19 protein-coding genes are annotated in these 21,003 nt (G+C 65.4%); 7 read left to right on the top strand and 12 right to left on the bottom strand.

Annotated elements, in window-relative coordinates:
* The first annotated feature begins 82 nt into the window (after positions 1 to 82).
* The 3 genes from AC2EAL_RS02675 to AC2EAL_RS02665 are packed head-to-tail and all read left to right on the top strand — an operon-like array spanning position 83 to position 2,928.
* A complete protein-coding gene (locus AC2EAL_RS02675; RefSeq protein ID WP_484722619.1) occupies positions 83 to 862 on the top strand; it encodes a hypothetical protein in 780 nt (259 codons plus the stop codon).
* A complete protein-coding gene (locus AC2EAL_RS02670) occupies positions 859 to 2,124 on the top strand; it encodes a glycosyltransferase family 2 protein (RefSeq protein WP_484722618.1) in 1,266 nt (421 codons plus the stop codon). The genes AC2EAL_RS02675 and AC2EAL_RS02670 overlap by 4 nt, the downstream gene beginning before the upstream one ends.
* A 12-nt stretch (positions 2,125 to 2,136) precedes the next feature.
* Complete coding sequence (locus tag AC2EAL_RS02665; RefSeq protein WP_484722617.1) at positions 2,137 to 2,928, top strand: hypothetical protein; 792 nt, start codon at positions 2,137 to 2,139, stop codon at positions 2,926 to 2,928.
* Positions 2,929 to 2,934: 6 nt separating this feature from the next.
* Here the strand turns inward: AC2EAL_RS02665 and AC2EAL_RS02660 are convergent, their stop codons facing one another.
* The 3 genes from AC2EAL_RS02660 to AC2EAL_RS02650 form a co-directional block, all read right to left on the bottom strand.
* Positions 2,935 to 4,551 (bottom strand): FMN-binding glutamate synthase family protein, encoded by a 1,617-nt coding sequence (locus AC2EAL_RS02660; protein WP_484722616.1) that lies wholly within the window; start codon positions 4,549 to 4,551, stop codon positions 2,935 to 2,937.
* Between the two features lie 63 nt (positions 4,552 to 4,614).
* Positions 4,615 to 5,283: an RluA family pseudouridine synthase gene (locus tag AC2EAL_RS02655; RefSeq protein WP_484722615.1), complete on the bottom strand. Its 669-nt coding sequence runs from the start codon at positions 5,281 to 5,283 to the stop codon at positions 4,615 to 4,617.
* Positions 5,276 to 6,169: a homocysteine S-methyltransferase family protein gene (locus tag AC2EAL_RS02650; protein ID WP_484722614.1), complete on the bottom strand. Its 894-nt coding sequence runs from the start codon at positions 6,167 to 6,169 to the stop codon at positions 5,276 to 5,278. Before AC2EAL_RS02650 ends, AC2EAL_RS02655 begins: the two co-directional genes overlap by 8 nt.
* Positions 6,170 to 6,283: 114 nt before the next feature.
* Between AC2EAL_RS02650 and AC2EAL_RS02645 the strand changes: the two genes are divergently transcribed.
* Entirely contained in the window at positions 6,284 to 6,706 is a 423-nt protein-coding gene (locus tag AC2EAL_RS02645; protein ID WP_484722613.1) for a VOC family protein, read from the top strand.
* On the opposite strand, the gene AC2EAL_RS02640 is transcribed toward AC2EAL_RS02645, so the two are convergent.
* The 5 genes from AC2EAL_RS02640 to hspQ form a co-directional block, all read right to left on the bottom strand.
* Positions 6,703 to 7,161 (bottom strand): GAF domain-containing protein, encoded by a 459-nt coding sequence (locus AC2EAL_RS02640; RefSeq protein WP_484722612.1) that lies wholly within the window; start codon positions 7,159 to 7,161, stop codon positions 6,703 to 6,705. The genes AC2EAL_RS02645 and AC2EAL_RS02640 overlap by 4 nt on opposite strands.
* Entirely contained in the window at positions 7,151 to 8,773 is a 1,623-nt protein-coding gene (locus AC2EAL_RS02635) for a gamma-glutamyltransferase family protein (protein WP_484722611.1), read from the bottom strand. The genes AC2EAL_RS02640 and AC2EAL_RS02635 overlap by 11 nt, the downstream gene beginning before the upstream one ends.
* A 272-nt stretch (positions 8,774 to 9,045) precedes the next feature.
* Positions 9,046 to 9,492 carry an ATP-binding protein gene (locus AC2EAL_RS02630; RefSeq protein ID WP_484722610.1) on the bottom strand — a complete coding sequence of 149 codons (447 nt, stop codon included), beginning with the start codon at positions 9,490 to 9,492 and terminating at the stop codon, positions 9,046 to 9,048.
* Entirely contained in the window at positions 9,485 to 9,826 is a 342-nt protein-coding gene (locus AC2EAL_RS02625) for an STAS domain-containing protein (protein WP_484722609.1), read from the bottom strand. Before AC2EAL_RS02625 ends, AC2EAL_RS02630 begins: the two co-directional genes overlap by 8 nt.
* A gap of 63 nt (positions 9,827 to 9,889) precedes the next feature.
* A complete protein-coding gene (gene hspQ / locus AC2EAL_RS02620) occupies positions 9,890 to 10,216 on the bottom strand; it encodes a heat shock protein HspQ (RefSeq protein ID WP_137109145.1) in 327 nt (108 codons plus the stop codon).
* Between the two features lie 216 nt (positions 10,217 to 10,432).
* Between hspQ and AC2EAL_RS02615 the strand changes: the two genes are divergently transcribed.
* Positions 10,433 to 11,014, top strand: a complete 582-nt coding sequence (locus tag AC2EAL_RS02615) for a transglycosylase SLT domain-containing protein (protein WP_484722608.1) — start codon at positions 10,433 to 10,435, stop codon at positions 11,012 to 11,014.
* A gap of 9 nt (positions 11,015 to 11,023) precedes the next feature.
* On the opposite strand, the gene AC2EAL_RS02610 is transcribed toward AC2EAL_RS02615, so the two are convergent.
* Both AC2EAL_RS02610 and AC2EAL_RS02605 read right to left on the bottom strand, forming a co-directional pair.
* Complete coding sequence (locus AC2EAL_RS02610; protein WP_484722607.1) at positions 11,024 to 13,099, bottom strand: methyl-accepting chemotaxis protein; 2,076 nt, start codon at positions 13,097 to 13,099, stop codon at positions 11,024 to 11,026.
* 80 nt (positions 13,100 to 13,179) lie between these two features.
* A complete protein-coding gene (locus tag AC2EAL_RS02605; RefSeq protein ID WP_484722606.1) occupies positions 13,180 to 13,779 on the bottom strand; it encodes a LolA family protein in 600 nt (199 codons plus the stop codon).
* 251 nt (positions 13,780 to 14,030) lie between these two features.
* Here AC2EAL_RS02605 and AC2EAL_RS02600 point away from each other — a divergent pair, with 251 nt between their 5' ends.
* Together AC2EAL_RS02600 and AC2EAL_RS02595 are read left to right on the top strand one after the other, a co-directional pair.
* The gene (locus AC2EAL_RS02600) at positions 14,031 to 15,338 is read left to right on the top strand and encodes a D-amino acid dehydrogenase (RefSeq protein WP_484722605.1); all 1,308 of its coding nucleotides are present in this window, start codon (positions 14,031 to 14,033) and stop codon (positions 15,336 to 15,338) included.
* A gap of 145 nt (positions 15,339 to 15,483) precedes the next feature.
* Positions 15,484 to 16,311: an acyltransferase family protein gene (locus tag AC2EAL_RS02595; protein ID WP_484722604.1), complete on the top strand. Its 828-nt coding sequence runs from the start codon at positions 15,484 to 15,486 to the stop codon at positions 16,309 to 16,311.
* A gap of 16 nt (positions 16,312 to 16,327) precedes the next feature.
* On the opposite strand, the gene AC2EAL_RS02590 is transcribed toward AC2EAL_RS02595, so the two are convergent.
* Together AC2EAL_RS02590 and AC2EAL_RS02585 are read right to left on the bottom strand one after the other, a co-directional pair.
* The gene (locus AC2EAL_RS02590) at positions 16,328 to 17,803 is read right to left on the bottom strand and encodes a serine/threonine protein kinase (RefSeq protein WP_484722603.1); all 1,476 of its coding nucleotides are present in this window, start codon (positions 17,801 to 17,803) and stop codon (positions 16,328 to 16,330) included.
* Between the two features lie 205 nt (positions 17,804 to 18,008).
* Positions 18,009 to 20,999: a DNA translocase FtsK 4TM domain-containing protein gene (locus tag AC2EAL_RS02585; protein ID WP_484722602.1), complete on the bottom strand. Its 2,991-nt coding sequence runs from the start codon at positions 20,997 to 20,999 to the stop codon at positions 18,009 to 18,011.
* Positions 21,000 to 21,003: the final 4 nt, after the last annotated feature.

The following is a 21,003-nucleotide window of genomic DNA, read 5'->3' as shown; positions in this document are numbered from 1 at the left end:
CAGGACGCGTTTGGCCTTTCTCCTTTGGCGGGAATAGGGTAACGCTTGCCAAAATTGGATACGTTTCCGGCCGGAGAGAGAAATGAGCAGAGCAATCAAGCAGGCACTTCTTCTTGGCACGTTCCTGCCCCTCGCGGCGGTCGCCAATGCGCAGGATACCGGTTTTGTCCAGTTGACCTACGGCTCGATCAACGTGTCGAACGGCTATGCCGACCGTGACTTCCTCGGCCTGAATTCCCGGTTCCAGCTGAATCCGGACACCGCCCTCCTTCTGGACATCACGCGCCAGGACCGTGAGGAAGAGGTGACCTCGGTCGGTGTCGGCGCCGAACTTTCCAGCGGTTCGGGCAAGCTGCGGTTCGGGCTTGAACATTCCGATTCCGACATCGGCGCCGCGCCGGACTGGAAATACTTCGTCGGCTACCGCTTCAACGCCAACGAAAGCACGATCTACGACATCGAGCTGAGCCGCGCCCGCTATGAAGGCGGCGTTTCGTCGACCAGCATCGGCGGCGAGATGGTCAAGTACTTCCCGGCCATGGCCAACGGGTCCTTCGTCGTCACCCAGCTGGGCGCGACCGTGACCGACTCCAGCGGCAATTCTGACATCGGCTATGACGTTGCCGTCGTGGCCACGCTGGTTTCGCCCAGTGGGCTGAACTTTGGGGCCGAACTGGGCTTTGGCCAAATCTCCTACGACCTGGCGCCCCTGTCGGAAGTGAACAACGACTATACCGCCTTCAAGCCCTTCGTGTCCTACCGCTTCTCGGAACGGGGCGAGGTCATCCTGCGGGGTGAGTTCGTCGATACCGATCTCTACGATCTGGAAGGCGCATCCATCGGCATCAAATTCGGCCTATGACGGGGGTGGCGGTCGCCGTTCTGGTCTTCTGGAACGTCGCAAGCACCCTTCTGGCCCTGATGGTGCTGGTCCGTCAGGTTGTCGTGACTTTGCTGTTCCATTTCGGTCGCGGCGGGGCTGGTAGCCCGTTGATAACCGACGACAAGCTGCCGAAAGTCACGGTGATCGTCCCCGCCCACAATGAAGAGCGGGTGATCCACGGCTGCCTCGAAAGCCTGACCCAGGTGGACTATCCTGCCGACCGGTACGAGGTCATCGTCATCAACGACCGCTCGCGCGACCGGACCGGGGCGATTGCCGACGACTTCGCCGCCCGCTTTCCCTTTGTGCGGGTGATCCACCGGCCGAACGATGCCGCTCCGGGAAAGCCGGCGGCGCTTCTCGATGCGATCAACACCTCGACCTCGGAAGTGCTGGTGTTCTTCGACGCCGACTACCTGCCGCCGCCGCAGATCATCCGCCGGCTGGTGGCGCCCTTTGCCGACCCGCTGGTGGGCGCCACGATGGGGCGCGTCGTGCCCTACAACGCCAATGCCAACATGCTGACCAAGATGCTCGACCTCGAACGGCGGGGTGGCTATGTCGTCGACCAGGAGGTGCGGCACCGGATGGAACTGTTGCCGCAGTTCGGCGGCACCACGGGCGCCGTGCGTCGGTCGGCGCTGGACGCGGTGGGCGGTTGGAACACCATCTCGCTGGCCGAGGATACCGACCTGACCTACCGGCTGTTCATCGCCGGGATGAAGGTCGCCTATGTGGCCAGCGCCGAATGCTATGAGGAAAGCCCCGAAACCTGGCAGGTCCGCTATCGCCAGGTCAAGCGCTGGGCCATCGGCCACAACGACTGCCTCGGCCGCTATTTCTTTGCCACTCTGCGTGCAACCCATCAGCCGCTGATGGCCCGGCTGGACGCGGCGCTGGTCCTTCTCATCTACACGATTCCCAGCCTGGTGATGCTGAACCTGATCCTCGCCCTCGCCCTGCCGGTGCAACTGGGCGAGACCTGGGCCAGCCTGTCGATCATGATGCTGTCGCTGACCCTGTTCACCGGCATCGGCAACTTTGCGCCCTTCTACCAGATCGCCGCCGGCTGCGTGGCCGACGGGCAAAGGCGTGCGTTTTCCGCGGTGCCGTTCCTGTTCGTGTCGTCCTTCACCAGCCTTCTGGCCTGCAATGTCGGGGTCCTGCAACTCTTGAAGGACAAGCTCTTTGGCATCACCACGCAATGGGACAAGACCCAGCGGTTCCGCGGGACAGCGTGAGAGGCGGGTCCGGTGCTAAATTCCCTGATCGTCCTTGTCGTCTACGAATGCCTGGTGGCGCTGGTGTTCCTCTGGTGCTGGCGCCTGGTCCGCAACGTCGACACCCGACTGCCGATTGTGGACGGGCGTGATCCCACGCGTTCGTCGCGCACCTTGCCGCCGGGCGCGGCGATGCGGGGCTTGCCCGGGGCGCATTGGCAGATCTTCGCCATGCTGGTCAGCGCCGCAGTGCTGGGCGGGGTGGCGCTGTCGCTCTCCGGCACCCTGGGGGCGCTCCGCGATGCGCTGGTCGCGCCCGACGCAGCCCTTGCGGCACAGGTTGACCCCCTGGTTTTGCGACTCGTCCTGCCCATCGGCCATCTGGCCGTCCTGCTGGTCCTCTACCTGCGCTTCCGCAACGCGGTGCAGTTCCCGGCCATCGTGGTTCACCTGCTGCTCTTGCTCTTCTGTCTTCTGGTCACCCTGGTGACCCCCGCCCGGATCGAGCCCGCTCGCCTGACGCTGATACCGATCTTCACCGCCAACCTGGTGCTTCTGATCCTGACGCATGGCCTGCTGACACTTCTGTTCTGCCGCAGCCTGGCCGAATTGGTCTGGTCCGTCGTGCTGGCCGCCGTTGCAGGCGGTATCCTGGCCGTTGGGACCATGGTCATCGCGCTGGTCTCGACCCTTCTGGGCGGGCCGCTGTTCTTCTTCCAGCTGTACCTGGTGTCGGCCTTCGGGATTTTTGGCCTCTACTTCTGCGTCATTTCGATCGCCCTGACGCTCTGGGTGCGCGACCAGGCCGTGGACCCGCGGGGCTAGGGCGCCTCAGCCCGCCCTGGCAAAGCTGTCCGCCCGCGCCATCGCCCAGGCCTCGGCGAACCGGGGCGAGGAGGCCGGATCGGCAGCCAACTGACCCGGCGCTAGCTGTTCATACTGTTCGGCCAGCGAAATCACCTTGTCGGATGAGGCCCGGCGCAGGAAGTGATGCGGGCGGAGTTCGGATGGATGGTCCAGACCCGCCGCCGCGACCAGTTCCGCCAACGCATGCAGCGTGTTGCGGTGGAAACTGGCCACCCGTTCCGCCTTGTCCGGCACCACGATGGCGCGCTGGCGCAGCGGGTCCTGCGTCGCCACCCCGGTCGGACACTGGCCGGTGTGGCAGGACTGCGCCTGGATGCAGCCGACGGCAAACATGAACCCCCGCGCCGCGTTGCACCAGTCGGCCCCAAGCGCCAGCGTCCGCGCCATGTCGAAGGCCGAGGTGATCTTGCCGCTTGCCCCGATCTTCACCCGGTCGCGCACCCCGATCCCCACCAGGGCGTTGTGGACGAAGGACAGCCCGTCGCGCAGCGGCATGCCGACATAGTCCATGAACTCCAGCGGTGCCGCGCCCGTGCCGCCTTCCTTGCCATCGACGACGATGAAATCCGGGGTGATCCCGGTCTGCAGCATCGCCTTGCAGATCGCCATGAACTCCCACGGGTGGCCGATGCAAAGCTTGAACCCGGCAGGCTTGCCGCCCGACAGGTCGCGCATCTGAGCGATGAACTCCAACAGGCCGGTGGGCGTCGAGAACACCGCGTGACTGGCCGGAGAGACACAGTCCACCCCCATCGGCACGCCGCGGATGCGGCTGATCTCCTCGGTCACCTTGGCGGCAGGCAACACCCCGCCGTGCCCAGGCTTCGCGCCCTGGGACAGCTTCAGCTCAACCATCTTGATCTGCGGGTCGGCCGCCGCATCCCGGAACTTGGCGGGATCGAACCCGCCGTCCGCCGTCCGCGCGCCGAAGTAGCCCGAGCCCAATTCCCACACCAGATCGCCGCCATGTTCGCGGTGATAGGGCGAACAGCCACCCTCCCCGGTGTCATGATAGAACCCGCCCGCCTTGGCCCCCTTGTTCAAGGCGCGGATCGCGTTGGCGGACAGCGAGCCGTAGCTCATCGCCGAGATGTTCAGGAGGCTCGCCGAATAGGGCCGGTCCGACCCGACCATGGTCCGCAGCCCGTCATGCGGCACGGCCGGTCTTGGCGCGATGGAGTGGTGCAGCCATTCGTACTGCTCTTGATAGACATCGAACTGGGTGCCGAAGGGCCGCTTGTCCAACTCTCGCTTGGCGCGCTGGTAGACGATGGCCCGCTTGTCGCGCGGAAAGGGCGTGCCGTCCTTGTCGCCTTCGAAGAAGTACTGCCGCATCTCGGGCCGGATCGATTCCAGGAAGAACCGCAGGTGCGCGGCCACCGGATAGTTGCGCAGGACCGCATGCCGGGTCTGGCGCAGGTCATGGATCCCGACCAGGACCGAAACCAGACACAAGGCCCCCGCCGGAAGCAGCCACCAGGTCTGGCCGGGAAAGGCCAGCATCAGCAAGGCCGCGACCACGATCAGGATCGCTGGCCAGGTAATCAAGGCATAGCGCAGGTTGAAGATGGTCGACAGCATCGCGGCCCCCGAGCTTGGTCGGGCCAGAGTTAACCATGGAACTTGAAACTTGGTTAACGGATTTCAGAACGGCACCGGCGCCGTGAAGGTCATCCAATCCCCGGTCGCCGGGTGGTGCAGGGACAGGGTCTCGGCGTGCAGCATCAGGCGGGGGTGGTCGGCCCGGGTCTCGGGCGCATAGATCTGGTCGCCCAGGATCGGATGCCCCAGCGCCAGCATATGGACCCGCAGCTGGTGGCTGCGCCCGGTATGCGGGGTCAGCCGCACCCGGGTTTCCGTGTCGCTCCGCCCGATCACCTGCCAGTCGGTGACGGCGGGGCGACCGTTTTCATGATCGACCTTCTGCCGCGGCCGGTAGTCCCAGTCGCTGCCCAGTGGCAGGTCGACCGTGCCACTGTCAGGCTCAAGCCGCCCCTTCAGCCGGGCGATGTAGGTCTTCTGCGCGCGGCGCTGCTCGAACTCTTGCCCCAGGAACCCCTGCGCTAACTTCGTCCGGGCAAAGATGATGACACCGCTGGTGTCGCAGTCCAGCCGGTGCACCGTCAGCGCATCCCAGCGCGCGGCCTGCAGGCGGGTGATCAGACAATCCTTCCGCCCCTCCAGCTTGCCCGGCACGGTCAGCAGGCCCGCAGGCTTGTCCAGGACCAGGATCTGCGCGTCCTCGTGCAGGATCTGCAGCGGCGTGTCCGGCGGGTCGTAGTCGAAATCCGGGATCAGCGAGGGGTCAGACAATCGTGTGGCCCGCCGCGACCAGCCGGTCGCGCAAGTGGCGGATATGCGCCGGGCCAACCTCGCAGCAGCCGCCGACGATTGTCGCACCCATCCCAACCCAAGCCATTGCGAAATCGGCGTATTTCTCGGGCGTCAGGTCGTGGCGGTGGGTCAGTTCCTTGACCGTGGGCGCATCCTTCAGGAAGTTGCCCGAGATATGGGTGAACCCGTTGGCATAGGCGCCGAAGGGTTTGCCGAGCGTCTTCAGGACCTGAAGCGCCGCCGCCATCGCCTCGGGCACCGAACAGTTGGCCAGCACTGCCGCAACCGGGTGGTGCAGCAGGCGGGCCAGGTCGGCGACCGGCTCCCCAGACCGCAGTTTCGTGCCGTCATGGTCATCGACCGAGACCGACAGCCAGACCGGTTTCCCCGCCGCCTGCGCCCCGATGATCGCGCCTTCCGACGCCTCGATCGAGGCCGAGGTTTCGATCAGGATCAGGTCGACATGCGGCCCCAGGATGCGGGCGATTTCCGCGAACTTCGGCGCAGCCACGGCCACAGGTTCGGTCAGGTCGGGGCGATAGCTCGCCTGCAACGGGCCGAGCGATCCTGCGATGCGGCCCGACCCATGCGCGGCGCGGGCCTCATGCGCCTCGGCCAAGGCGCGCAGGTGCAGCGCGTGGAACATCGGGTCGAGGCCGACCCGGGCCAGCCGGTCATGATGGATCGCATAGGTGTTCGTCGTGGCGATGGTGGCCCCGGCGGCAAAGTAATCGGTGTGGATTTCCCGCACCATGCCCGGATGGTCCAGCATCACCCGCGTGGCCCACAGGGGCGTCGGCTCGTCGCCCGAACGCGCCACAAGCTCTTGCCCCATGCCGCCGTCCAGAAGGGTGATCTCGGCCATCTTTGTCTCCTGTCATTCGGGCGCGACATTCCCCCGCGTGATGGGGAAGATCAAGAGAGGTCGTTTGACGCCAGCCGCCCGTACCGGCAGTCTAGCGGGAAGGGAGGACGGATGATGGATTACGACAAGGTCTCGGGGCCGGAGCTGGGGCACGCCTTGCGGGCGATCTCGGTCAACCTCTTGTGTCGCGACGTCATGGCCGAAGTGGCGTTCCTGACCACGGTCTTCGGGATGACCGCGCACCAGGCCGGGCGGGATTTCGCGATTGTCCTCCACGCAGGCCAGCCGCTGCAACTGCATTCCGACGGGGCTTTCGCCAGGCATCCGCTGATCGGCCTTCTGCCGGAATCCGGCGCGCGGGGCGCAGGGGCGGAGATCCGACTGCACGAAGCGGACCCTGATGTTGCTGCCGCCCGAGCCGAGGCTGCGGGCGGAATCGTCCTGCAAGCACCCGCCGACAAGAAGGGCCACGCCTTGCGTGAGGCCGTGATCCTGTCGCCCGCTGGTTATGCCTACGTGCCCAGCCGCCGGATTTAGGCGGCGTCCCGGAACACCTCGGCCAGAAGGGGCACCAGCCAGTCCTCATCCGCGCGGGTAAAGGCCTCGGGCGTGTCGCTGTCGAGGTCGAGGACGCCCAGCAGTTCCCCCCGCCCGTTCCAGACCGGCAGCACGAGCTCGGACTTCGTCGACGAGGAACAGGCGATGTGGCCCGGAAAGGCTTCCACGTCCGGGACGTTCTGGACCTGCCCGGTCCGGGCACAGGCCCCGCAGACGCCGCGGCTGAACGGGATCACCAGGCAGCCATGGCCGCCCTGATAGGGGCCGATCTTCAGCAGTTCTGGCGCCACGACGCGGTAGAACCCGGTCCAGTCGGCAAGCGGGTGGGCATGGTGGATCTCGCAGACGACGGTGGCCATCAGCGCGACGGTATCCGTCTCGCCATGGGTCAGCGCGCGGATCGCGGCGGTGATGGCGGGGCGGTCAATAGCCAAGGGCGCAGCCGTCCTTGCGGGGGTCGGACGCGCCGACCAGCACCTCGCCGTCGATCCGGATCGCCTGGGACCCGCCCAGAGGCGTGGTCGGGATCACCACCTGATGCCCCATCGCTGCCAGTTCCGCCCGCACGGTGTCTGAATACCCACGCTCCACCTCCATCCCCTCGGGGCCCGAGAAGCTGCGCGGCGCATCCATCGCCGCCTGCAGGTCCATCCCGTAGTCGACCAGGTTCGTCACAAATCGTGCATGGCCGCAGGGCTGATAGGCCCCGCCCATCACGCCGAAGGGCATCACCACCTTGCCGTTCTGGCGCAGCATGCCGGGGATGATGGTGTGCATCGGGCGCTTGCCCCCGGCGGCCTCGTTCGGGTGGCCTTCCTGCAGGGTGAAGCCAGCACCGCGGTTCTGGAAGTTGATCCCGAACTTCGTCGAGGCAAGGCCCGAGCCAAAGCCCCAGAAGACCGAATAGATCAGCGACACCGCCATCCGGTCGCGGTCGACCACGGTGATGTAGATCGTATCGCGGTGCACCGCCTCGGTCAGGGGCGCGGCCTGCGGCATGGCGCGCTTGGGGTCGATCAGCGCGGCAAGCTTCGCGGCGGTCTCTGCCGACAGCATGTGATCGAGCCGGGTCGTATGGTCGGGGTCGGCGATGAAGCGGTTGCGGGCGTCGTAGGCAAGTTTCGCGGCCTCGGCCTCGATATGGGCGCGCTGGGTGCCGAATGGCTCCATTGCCTTCAGGTCGAAGTGGCGCAGGATGTTCAGCATAAGGATCGCCGTCGCGCCCTGGCCGTTCGGCGGATGCTCCACCAGCTCGATCCCCTGGTAGGGGCCGGAGACCGGGGTGGTATAGTCGCAGGCGGTGGCGGCCAGGTCATCCAGCGTATGCGTCCCGCCAAGGGCCCGCAGCGAGGCGATCATGTCCTCGGCCACTTCGCCCTCGTAGAACCCGGCGCGGCCTTGCTTGGCGATCCGGCGCAGCACCTCGGCCTGGCCGGGCGCGCGGAAGACCTGGCCCACGGTCGGGGCCTTGCCACCAAAGGAATAGAAGTCACGCGCCGCGCCCTTCAGGCAGGGTATATCGTCGATCCAGTCGAAGGCGACGCGCGGGGCGACAGGGATGCCTTCCTCGGCATAGTGGATCGCCGGGGCCAGGACTTCGGCCAGCGATTTCAGCCCGTAATCGGCGTTCAGGCGGCAGAAGGCGTCGATGGCCCCGGGCAGGGTCACCGCCTCGATGGCCTGGATCGGCATCGCCGTCAGGCCCTTCGCGCGCAGGTCCGCCGCGTTCAGCCCCTTCGGCGCGCGGCCCGAGCCGTTCAGCGCGACGATGTCCTCGGACCCCGCGGGTTTCAGCAAGACAAAACAGTCGCCGCCGATGCCGGTCATCTGCGGCTCGGCAATGCCAAGCACCAGGGCCCCGGCGATCGCGGCATCGGCAGCGTTGCCGCCGGATTTCAGGACCTCGATCGCAACCTGGGCCGCGATCGGATGCGAGGTGGCGCACATGCCGTTGCGGGCATAGACGGCCGACCGCCCGGGCAGCTGAAGGTCGCGGGCAAAGCTTGCACCAGGCGTCTGCGGTGTCCCAAGACTTGAGTCTGCCATGACGTCGTGCCCCCCATTCCTTCCAAGCCCGGTCCGTGGCCCGGTGCTCGGCACGCATCGCGCGCCTTCTGGGAAGCTAGGGCGGGTCAGTCGGGAAGCCAAGGGGCAAGGGACCCCTGGCGCCCGGTGAGAGGGAACATGGGAGCGGGCGCCAGGGTGCAGCAGTTGCCACGCGTCGACCTTGCACGGCAATCGGGGCCTGTTCGGTGTCACTTCGGGGCGGGACGGCGGCAAATGCCCGGCATTCGATCCAGTCGAGCCTGAACGCCGCCCTAGGCGCCGGTGGCAATCAGGAACGACAGCCGGTTCTGCCCCTGCGCGCGCGCATAAGTCAGCTCTGCGCAAAGCGACCGGATCAGATGCCAGCCGAAACCGCCTTCCGGCAGGACGTCGACATCACCCTCGAGATCAGCGGGCAGACCGCCTTCGGGAAGGCGCCCACCTGGCATTTCGCGTCCGGCATCCAGGACCAGGCAGCGCAAGCCACTAGGATCCGGGTCAACCCGGACTTCGACCATGCCGCCGGCTACGCCATAGGCATGTTCCGCCACGTTGTTCAGGACTTCAGCCAGCACCAGTTCGGCGGTGCCGCGATCATCCTCGGACAGGTCGGCAAGCAGCGGACAGGCCAGCATGTCCTGCAATGCCTGCCGGATCGCGCCCGGGTCGGCCGGAAACACGAGGGCCAGCCCGGACGTCAGAAGATCTGCATCAGGCACTGGCTGCGGTTGCAACGGCGACCTCAAGCGACGGGTAGATCGTGAAGACGCTGTCCATCCGCGTCAGCCGGAACACCTTTTCCACGGTCGGGGTCAGGCCGGACAGTTCCAGCGTGCGATCCGGCCCCAGCATCTTCTTCACCGCGACAATGGCGCCCAGACCCGAGGAGTCAAGGAACTGGACCCGCGCCAGGTCCAGCACAACGCGGGCCGGGCCGTCGCGCGTCACGTCGCGCATCCGTTCCTTGAACTGGATCGCCGTCGCCGCGTCGATCCGGTTTTCCATCACCAGAACCGAGAGAACCTTGGGCCGTGTCTGAGTCTTGAGTTGCATGACGCACTTCCTTGCTTGCCTTTGCCGCAGAATAAGGGGCAAAGGGTGAACAAGTGGTAAGCGTCAGTTAAGTTGGAAGGTCACCGGATAGCGTCCATCCTCGAAATCGCCGAAGAGGTCACCCAGGTCGGGATGATCGACAGGCTCGCCGGTTTCGTCCGGGACAAGGTTCTGTTCGGACACATAGGCCACGTAATAGCTTTGCCCGTTTTCCGCCAACAGATGATAGAACGGCTGGTCCTTGGAGGGGCGGCTGTCCTCGGGGATGTTGTCGTACCATTCCTCGGTATTGGAAAACATCGCGTCCACGTCGAAGACGACACCCCGAAACGGGTGCTTTCTGTGACGAAGCACCTGACCGATATGGTACTTTGCGTGCGTGGTCTGCATCGACGTCAGTCCCCCAACGATTTCTTTACGCTCTTGCTTCCAGCCTGTCCACTTTGCCGCAACACCCTTGGGGAAACAGTCTGTGGGCTATGGCCCGACAGTCCGCCTGCGCGTTGAATTCTCGCGGATATCTGATGGGTTTCTCTGGCGTTGCCCATTTCCTCCGGACCGCGAATGGTCTAGAATTGTCGCAAAAGAAAAGTGCACGAGGGGCAGATGAGCAGGTTTCTCCGTGCGTCGCTGGTGGTCCTATGTCTTGCGTCCTGCGGGGGCGGGGGCAACTATCAGGCGCCGAGGCAGTTGGACGATGCATGCGCGATCCTGCGCGAGCGGCCGCAGTATCTGCGGGCAATGACCGCTACCGAGCGGCGCTGGGGCATCCCGGTCCATGTCCAGATGGCGACGATCTACCAGGAATCGAAGTTTGTCGGCAACGCACGTACGCCGCATACCTTTGCGCTGGGCGTGATCCCGATGGGGCGGCAAAGCACGGCCTATGGCTATAGCCAGGCGCTGAACGGCACCTGGGAGGAATACCAGCGCAGCGCCGGCAGCCGACGGGCCAAGCGCGACGACATCGGCGACGCGACCGATTTCATGGGCTGGTACATGGATGAATCCGCGCGCTCCTTGGGCATCTCGAAGGACGACGCCGAGGCGCAGTACCTGGCCTACCACGAGGGCCGTACCGGCTATGCCAACCAGACCTATCTGGAAAAGCCCTGGCTGGTCGAGGTTGCCGCAAAGGTCGGATTGCGGGCCGCGATGTACCAGGAGCAGCTGGCCTATTGCCGCTAGGCCGGTGGTCTAGACAACCCGCTGATAGACAAGCGTTGGCTGCCTGCTTTCCAGCTTGAAGTTCGCGATATCGCGGATCAGCTGTTCCGACGTTTCGGTCATGGCCGAAGTTGTTTCCGCCGTCTCTTGCGCCATGGCGCCGTTGCTCTTGGTCGCGGCGTCGATCTCACCCATCGAGGCAGTCACCTGCTGCATCTGCCCCGACTGCAGGGTCGCAGCATCGTTGACGTTGGTCATGCGGGCATGGATTTCGGTGATCGCCCCGAGGATCCTGGAGATCGAATCCCCCGCTTCGTTCACCAGCGCCTCACCGCTTTTCACCTGCTCGGAAGACTGGCCGATCAGGGCCGCGATCTCCTTGGCGGCGACCGACGACCGCTGCGCCAGCGCACGGACTTCCGAGGCGACCACGGCAAAGCCGCGCCCGGCCTCGCCAGCCCTGGCCGCCTCGACCCCGGCGTTCAGGGCCAGGAGGTTCGTCTGGAACGCAATCTCGTCGATGACACCGATGATGCGGGAAATCTGCGCCGAGCTTTCGGCGATCTTGGTCATTGCCCCCACCGCGTCCATGACCACGGCGCTGGTGTTGTCGGCGCTGACCTTCGCTGACGCCGCAAGCTTGCTGGCCTCGGCGGTGCCGGCCGAGGTCGCCTTGCTGGCCGAAGCCATGTCGGTCAGGGCCGCCGCCGCCTGTTCGATGGCCGCCGTCTGGCGTCGGGTTCGGGCCAGAAGCTCGTTCGCGGCGCTGTTGATCTTCCCGGTCTGCGCGTGAACGATCTGCGCGTTGCGGGAGGTATCGGACAGCATGCTGGCCAGCTTGACCAGGGCATTGTTCAGGTCCGACCGGACCTCCTCCAGCTCGCCGTCCAGCATGTCGGTGACCCGCACGGTCAGATCGCCACCGGCCAGCCGGTCCAGTGCCTGCCCGATCGCGCGCATCCCCTGCTTGCGGCGGGTGATGTCGGTCGCGAACTTGACCACCTTGGTGACCGTTCCGGTGGCGTCAAAGATCGGGTTGTAGCTGGCAAGGATCCAGACCTCGCGCCCGTCCTTGCCGATACGCCGGAACTCTGCCTGTCGCACCTTTCCCGCGCGCAGAGCGGTCCAGAAGGCCTGATAGCTGTCCTGCTCGGCCTCACCCGGGGGCATGAACATTGCGTGGCTCTTCCCGACGATCTCTTCCAGCTTGTAGCCGACGGTATTCAGGAAGTTGCGGTTTGCCGCTAGAATCCGACCATCGGGCGTGAATTCGATGACCGCCTGTGACTGGTCCAGCGCGGCCATCTTGCCGCCCAGATCCAGTTCCTCCTGCTTCGCGGCCGTCTTGTCGATGGCGAACTTGATGATCTTGGACACCTTGCCGTCATGCCCGCGGATCGCGTTATAGGTTGCGTGCAGCCAGATCTGCTTGCCCTGCTTGTTCACCCGGCAGAATTCGCCCGAATGAAAGCCCCCTGCCCGCAGCGCATCCCAGAACGCGCGGTATTCCTGCGTCGAGGCTTGGCCGTCCGGCATGAACATCGCATGGTGGCGACCGCGGATCTCGGCCAGCGAATAGCCGGTACAGTCCAGAAAATTCTGGTTCGCGTTCAGGACATGACCCTGGGAGTCGAACTCGATCACCGCCTGGGACCGTTCGATACTGGCGCGAATCCCTTCCGCCTCCATCGCCTCGGTCACGCGGGCTGTCACGTCGGTGGCGAACTTGACGACGCCGGCAACGGACCCGTCCGGGCCTCGCAGCGGGCTATAGCTCGCCTCCAGCCAGATCGTGCGACCATCCTTGGTCTTCCGCGCGAAGGTGTCGACGATTTCCTCGCCCTTGCCAAGGCTTTCCCACAGCTTGCGATACTCTGCCGTATCGGCCGCGCCTGCGGGCATGAACATCCGGTGGTGCTTGCCGACAATTTCGGCCAGCGTGTAACCCGTGGCCTTCAGGAAGTTCTCGTTGGCATCCTTGATCGTCCCATCCGGCTTGAACCAGATGATGGCCTGAACTTTCGAGACTGCAGCCAGCAGCGCCTCTTGACTTGCTGACTTGTCATCAGAGGTTGTTGAGGCAAGTTTGGCAAAGAGATTCAGCATCGACACGCTCCACAAGTCGACGCGACGGTACGGCCAGTAGCTTTCCGACCTGTTAATGCCTCAACTTGACGGAATCTTTGTCAGTTTGCCCGTGCAGACGTCTCTGCCGTGATGTCGAACAGGCGCGCGCCCAACTGCCCGCCCTTCTTCATCTCGCCCAAGATCACCGTCGTCTGTGCGCCCAGATCATCGGTAATCACCCATTGCCGCAGCTCGACCGGGTCGGCGGTGAAGACCAGCTCGATCGAGCCATATTCCGGGTTCTCCGGGTCCTGCGCCCGCACCCGAGTCGAGGTCCCGTCCTCGGTATGGCCCACGACCATCTTCGCGCGGCCAAGGTCGATGTTCTGCGCCAGGATCAGGTTCAGGGGCGTGCGCTTCAGCGGGTACTGTTCCGGCGGCTGGTTCGACTTCGCGTCGAAGATGGCAACCTGCTGACCCCCGGCGATCACCAGGCTGCGGTCGGGGGGCGAATACTCGAACCGGACGCGACCGGGACGCTTGATGAAGATCTTGCCGGTCGAGATCGACCCGTCCGAGTTGATCTGGGTAAAGTCCGCCTCGACCGTGGTCAGCCCGTTCAGATAGTCCGAGATCGTGGCAAGCGGGATCTTCTCGGCCAGGGCTGGCAGAGGCAGCAGAAAGGCAAGCGGGGCCAGAAGGGCAAGGCGTCGTTTCATGGCCTTGATATACGCAATCTCTGGTGTGGATGCACCCCCGGTCGGCGGCGGCTCGCTTGAAAGTGCCGATGCCGTGAAGCGCCGTGACGCCGCTTCCTTCTGGGGTTAGGACTATTCATCGAACAATCTTCGAAGATAAGCGAAAGAATCAGAAGATCATTCTCAATTGGCGCGATCGAGCAGTCGAAATCCCCAAGAAATCCCTTTCCCTTCGCGATATCTTCGCCAAAGAAGCATCGCAACGGAGGCGAGTGATGAAAGTTGTGGTTCTGGGCGCAGGCGTGATCGGGGTCACTTCGGCGTGGTATCTGGCCCAGGCCGGGCATGAGGTCACGGTGATCGACCGCCAACCCGCCCCGGCGCTGGAAACCTCGTTCGCCAATGCGGGCGAGATCAGCCCCGGCTACGCCTCACCCTGGGCTGCGCCCGGGATCCCGATGAAGGCGCTGAAGTGGCTGTTCATGGAACATGCGCCGCTGATCGTGCAGCCCAAGCCCGACTGGGCCAAGATCAGCTGGCTGGCCCGGATGCTGATGAACTGCACGGCCGAGGCCTATGCCGTGAACAAGTCGCGCATGGTGCGGCTGGCCGAATACAGCCGCGACTGCCTGATCCAGCTGCGCGAGGACACTGGCATCACCTATGACGAGCGGACCAAGGGCACCCTGCAGCTGTTCCGCACCGAAAAGCAGGTGGCTGCCGCCGAAAAGGACATTGCCGTCCTGCGTGCCGATGGCGTGGCCTTCGAGGTGCTGGATGCCCAGGGCTGCATCGCAGCCGAGCCCGGCCTTGCCGCCTCGCGCGACAAGATCGCCGGGGGCCTGCGCCTGCCGGGGGACGAGACCGGGGATTGCTTCAAGTTCACCCAGTCGCTGGCCGGGATGGCAGCGGCGCAGGGCGTCACCTTCCGCTATGGCGTCAGCATCGACCGGCTGGAGGCCGCAGGCGACCGGATCGCTGCCGTCCACACTTCGGAAGGCCGGGTCACTGCCGATGCCTTCGTGCTGGCGCTCGGGTCCTACTCGCCGATGCTGGTGCGCGACTTCGGGATCAAGCTGCCGGTCTACCCGGTCAAGGGCTACTCGATCACCGTGCCGATCGTGGACGAAACCCGCGCGCCGGTGTCGACGGTGATGGACGAAACCCACAAGATCGCCATCACACGCCTCGGCGACCGCATCCGGGTGGGCGGCATGGCCGAGATCTCGGGCTTTGACAACAGCCTGAAGCCCAAGCGCCAGGCGACCCTGACGCATTCGGTCGAGGACCTGTTCGGCGGCGCCGGCGATCAAACCCGCGCCAGTTTCTGGAGCGGCCTGCGCCCGATGACGCCCGACGGGACGCCGATCCTGGGCCGCTCGCCCATCGGCAACCTGTTCCTGAACACGGGTCACGGCACGCTGGGCTGGACGATGGCGGCCGGATCGGGTCGGGTTCTGGCCGATCTCGTCTCGGGCCGGCAGACCGACATCGACACCGCGGGCCTTGGCTACGACCGCTATTTGCGCCCGGGCCGCAAGGCTCCCGCACCGGTTGTACCGTCCCCCGTTCCCGCCTGATCTGCCCCATCGGCAAACCGCCCGGCTGACACCTTCAGGCAACAGCGGCACGTAGAATCACGCCTGCGCTGATGCGTCGAACTGGATTGCAGGGCCGATTCCCCTAAGACTGCCGACAGGGGGAACCGGTCCGGGAACAGCGGTCTTGGCAAGCGCGACACGAAATGGGCTGATCGACTACGGCCGGTTTCTGGCCGCGCTTGGTATTGTCTGGTTCCACACTCAGGCGCCAGGCAACCGGGTGGCCTACATGGCGCTGCCCTTTTTCCTTGTCCTGCTGTCGATGCCGTCCAGCTCCAGCCTGTCGATCCGAGCCAAGCGGCTTCTCTTGCCGTTCGTGACCTGGTCGCTGGTCTTTGCGATGCTGAACACAGCGCTGGCGCTCAAGAACCAGACGCCACCCTTCGACTGGTGGAAGTGGAACATGGTCCTTTCGGGGACATGGATTCACCTGTGGTTCCTCCCCTTCGCGTTCCTCGCGGCCCTGGTCTCGCCCTGGCTGCGTCATCCACTGGCATCGCTGGGCGCAGCCATTCTGGCCGCCACGCTGATCGCGCTCTACGGCAGCCCGCAGACCGTACCCTTCGGGCAATGGGCGTTCGGGATCATCCCGGTCCTGGTCGGGATCGCCTTCTTCTCCTGGGGCTGGCGCCTGGCCGTCACCACGCTGTTCCTCAGCACCCTGATCCTGTTCCTCGGCAATCCCTCGCCGGACAACATCACCATCCTGTGCGGCACCGGCCTCGCCCTGTTTTGCCTGATCCTGCATGTACCGGCAACGCAGGTTTCCGACTGGTGCGCGCGGTTGTCGCTGTGGATCTACCTGTCACATCCCCTGGTCATCATCGCCGGACAGTCCCTGCGGATCACCTATATCGAACTGGCACTCTTCTCTCTGGTAGGCAGCGTGATCCTGGCCCAGATCATCGAGACCATGGTCAAGGCCTCGCGCAAGGGCACGTTCGAGTTCTAGCGACCCCCTCCGAGGATCAAAGCCGGATCGCCGCGGCCACCCGGCGCAACTGGAACCGCGCCATCCCCGGGTTCGCCGCATCCCGGTCCAGCGTCAGGCAAACCAGATAGCGCGGGGCGCCGCGCAGCGGCTGCAGCAGATGGAACTGCCGCCCAAGGGCCAGCTGGATGTCTTCGACCGCGTCATCCGTCCCCAGCTCGGACATCGCCTGCAGGTTGGCCTTCGCCACCGCCAGGGCTGCCCGGATCGAGACCTCGGAATCGCCATCACCCGCCTCGCGCGCCATGACCTGACCCGACAGGCTGTCGACCAGGCAGCCGGCCTGGAATCCGTTGATCCGGCGCAGGCCGGACAGATCGACCTCGGCCACCCGGGTCGTCGGGCGACGGGGACGCAGCGGGGGCTGCGGGACGACCGGCGTCTCCACGGCCCGCAGCTTGACCGCCTTGGGCACCATCGGCAGGACCACGGCTGGCTGGGCCACCGGCTCCGAGACAGGCCTCACCGCAGCTTCGGCCAAAGCCGGAATGACCCGGCGCACCAGCACCACCTTGCGGTCTGCCCGGGCCTCGGTCTGCGGCATCACCTTCAACCAGTCCGCTGCCGTCTGGAACCGGGCCGCCGGCATCACCGCCATCGCCTTGTCGATCGCCTCCAGAAAGCCCTTGGGATACCCCTCGACCGTCCCCGCCAGCGGCTTGCACGGGTCTGGCCGCTTTTCCGCCATCGCCGCCAACCGGCTTTGGCAGTTCGTCGGCGCGACCCCGGCAATCGCATGGTACAACGACGCCGCAAGCGCATAGATATCGCTCCACCGCCCGCTGTTGCCGCCAGCCGTGTACAGCTCGTGCGGCGAATAGCCGTCCTTCACCACCGCCAGCCCCGAATACTTCTCGACCGCCCCCGCCGCCGTCCGGCGTGCCGCGCCGAAGTCGATCAGGATCGGCTCTCCCGCCGGGGTGACGAAGATGTTGTCGGGCGAGATGTCGCAATGCAAAAGCTGGTTCTCGTGGATGTAGCCCACCGCCGAGATCAGCTTGCCCGTCATCCGCACGATCAGGTCTGGCGACAGCTCGGCGCGATTGTGCTCGATGATGTCCAGAAGGTCGTGACCCCTGATGTAGTCCATCGCCATGTAGGCGGTGTCATTGTCCTCGAACACCTGGTGCACGCCAACGATGTTCGGATGCTTCAGCCGCGCCAGGCTTTGCGCCTCGTTCAGGAAGCTGCGGACGATCTTCGACATGTGGTCCCGCGTGCTGGCTGACCGGGCGCGGACCCGGGTCTGCAGACGGCGGCAGAAGGTCGAGGAAAAGCACTCCTTGATGACCACGTCGCGGCCCAGGCTGTCGGTCGCCTGATAGGTGATGCCGAACCCGCCCGAGTTGATGAAACGGGTGATCTTGTAGCTGCCGTGGAACAGCGTCGTGCCCGGCAGAAGTTCGTCACCGAAGTCGCTCTGCGCAAGTATCTCAGACGTGTCGAATGCCATCGCTTTGCAACAATCCCCCGTCCCTGAAAGCAGCTTAAGGATCGCCCCGCCGGTGTGGCGATTCTCCGCCGAGGCATGACCCTGTTTACAACTTTAGGTTGTGTCGCGATTCGGGCGGGATTGAGGCGGATTCTTGTCGGAATTGCCACAAGTCTTGCCAACCCGGCAGGAACTGCCGGGGTTTACGCTAGGTCAGCCGGGGATTTCAGCGCTCTTCGACCAGAATCTCGCGCTTGCCGACGTGGTTGGCGCGGGTGACCACGCCTTCTTCTTCCATCTGCTCGACCAGCCGCGCTGCCTTATTGTAGCCGATTCCCAGTTTCCGCTGGATGTAGGACGTCGAGCATTTCCGGTCCCGCGCCACGATGGCCACGGCCTGGTCGTACAGCGCATCGTCCGATGCTTCGCCTGATCCCAAGCCCAGAACCATGTCGATGTCGCTGGCGACCTCATCCTCCGGCCCTTCGACGACGCCCGACATGTAGACCGGGGGTCCGAAGCTCTTCAGGTGGTTGACGATCTCTTCCACTTCCTCGTCGCTGACGAAGGGCCCATGGATACGGGTGATCTTCGCACCGTTGCCCATGTAAAGCATGTCGCCCGCACCCAGCAGCTGCTCGGCCCCCTGTTCGCCAAGGATCGTGCGGCTGTCGATCTTCGACGTCACCTGGAAGGAAATCCGCGTCGGGAAGTTCGCCTTGATCGTGCCGGTGATGACGTCCACGGAAGGCCGCTGCGTCGCCATGATCAGGTGGATGCCGGAGGCCCGCGCCATCTGCGCCAGGCGCTGGATGCAGGCCTCGATCTCTTTCCCCGCGACCATCATCAGGTCGGCCATCTCGTCCACGATGACGACGATATAGGGGAAGGGCTGCGGCGCGAATTCCTCGGTCTCGAACACCGGATCGCCGGTTTCCTCGTCGAACCCGGTCTGGATCGTGCGCTTGAACATCTCGTTCTTCGACAGCGCCTCGCGGACGCGGCCATTGTAACCCTCGATGTTCCGCACGCCCATCTTGGACATCTTGCGATAGCGCTCCTCCATCTCGCCCACGACCCATTTCAGGGCGACGACGGCCTTCTTCGGGTCGGTGACGACGGGGGAGAGGAGATGCGGGATGCCGTCGTAGACCGACAGTTCCAGCATCTTCGGGTCGATCATGATCAGCCGGCATTCCTCGGGCGTCAGCTTGTAGAGGAGCGACAGGATCATCGTGTTGATGGCAACCGATTTCCCCGACCCCGTGGTCCCGGCGATCAGCAGGTGAGGCATCTTGGCCAGGTTCGCCACGACGGGTTCACCGCCGATGTCCTTGCCCAAAGCCAACGGCAGCCGCATCTGGCTGTCGCCAAAGTCACGCGCCGAAAGGATTTCCCGCAGCACAACCTTCTCGCGGTGGGCGTTCGGCAGTTCAATACCGATGACCGACCGACCGGGAACAGTGGACACACGCGCCGACAACGCGGACATGCTGCGCGCGATGTCATCCGCCAACCCGATCACGCGGCTGGCCTTCAGGCCGGGGGCCGGTTCCAGCTCGTACATCGTGACGACCGGCCCCGGGCGAACCGCCGTGATCTCACCCTTCACGCCATAGTCGTCCAGGACCGACTCCAGCATCCGCGCGTTCTCTTCCAGCGCCTCGTCGGACAGCTGGTTGCGCTGGATCGCCACCGGGGCCGACAGAAGGCTCAGCGGCGGCAGTTCATAGACATTCGCCGCATCGTCGAAGCGCAGGCCCGGCTGGCTTTCCGCCAGCGCCTGCCGCGACGGGGCCGCCTTCTTCACCGCGTGCTGCACCACTGCACGCCGGTCCGAGGCAAAGGCCATCGGCCGCGCCTGGGGCAACTCATCTTCCAGTTCGTCCAGGTCCTGCAGGTCGTCCCGCGCGTCGGTGGCATAGTCCTCAGGCAAGCTGTCCCAAGCCTGCTCGTCTGCAAACACGTTCGAGGGCAGGTCGTCTTCGGCCCAGTCCCGCGCGTCGGCGGGCGGCGGGGTCATGGCAGGCGGGGCAGTCCGGGGCAGGGGCCGGGTGTCGGCCATCAGCACCACCGGACCTTTCGGGCGCATCACCGGCGGCTCGACCCGCGCGGCGGTCGGCAGGGGCGGCGGGGCCACCGGGAAATCCGGGCTGCGCTGCACGCGGGTCCGGATCACGTCGGAAATCCGCGCCTTGATCCGCTCGTCCTGCGGCATGGCCGGGTTCCAGGTCGGCTCCACCTCGATCAGCTCCGGCTCGGGTTCCGGTTGATGCTTGCGGCGCAGGCGCTCCAGGAGGCCCAGCTTCTCCTTCACCGGGGCGGGGGCCGGTTCCGGCTCATAGCGCGGCTCGGACCGCAGCGACGGCGGCATTGCCCGCGCCGGGGCAGCCCGCAGCGGCTCGGGCGCCATTGCCCCGGTCACCGGCGGCGACATCCGGCGCGAAACCGGCGCATCGCGGCCCATCGCAACGGGCGGCTCATACCGGGACGCATGGCTGGCATTCGCCGCCGCCCGCGCCCGCGCCCGGTCCTGCAGGGCAGCCGCACCGGACAGCGCCCCGCGTGCGCCATAGCCCAGGCCCTGGCGCAGCGCCGCATAGCCCATGACCGACCCGAGCATCAGGAAGCGCTGAATGGTCCGCAGCTCCTCGGTGACAAAGCCCGTGACGAACAGCATCATCGCGATCAGACCCGCAAAGGTCATCAGCGACAGGACCTTCAGCCCAAAGCCCGCGCCGCCGGGAATGACACCCAGCAGCGACCCGGTGACGGTATCACCGAACAGCCCGCCCAGCCCGAAGGTGTGCGTCCAGCTGTCGCCGGGGACCAGCGTCGCGCAATGGACCGCCGCGAAGGCCACAGCGATCACCGCGAACACCACCCGGCCCACGGCGCGTTCGCCGCCGCGATGGCTCATGAACCGTACGCCCCAGGCCGCGAAGATCATCGGGATCGTCCAGGCCCCCTTGCCGATCAGGATGATGAGGGTCGAGGCCAGCGCCGCCCCAAACCGCCCGAAGATGTTCTGCGCCGGTTCCTCTGTCGCGACCATCCAGCCCGGGTCCTCGGGCGAATAGCTCCACAGCATCAGCGTGAACCCCAGCGCGACCAGCAGCAGAACCAGCCCCAGAAGCTCGCGCCCCCGGCGTTCCAGCATTGCCTGCGTGCCCTGGTCCAGAAGCGGATCGCGCTGCCGTGCCTGATAGGAAGCCATTCGT

The organism is Tabrizicola sp. T74 (assembly GCF_057219935.1).
This window is presented reverse-complemented; position numbering and strand designations above follow the sequence as displayed.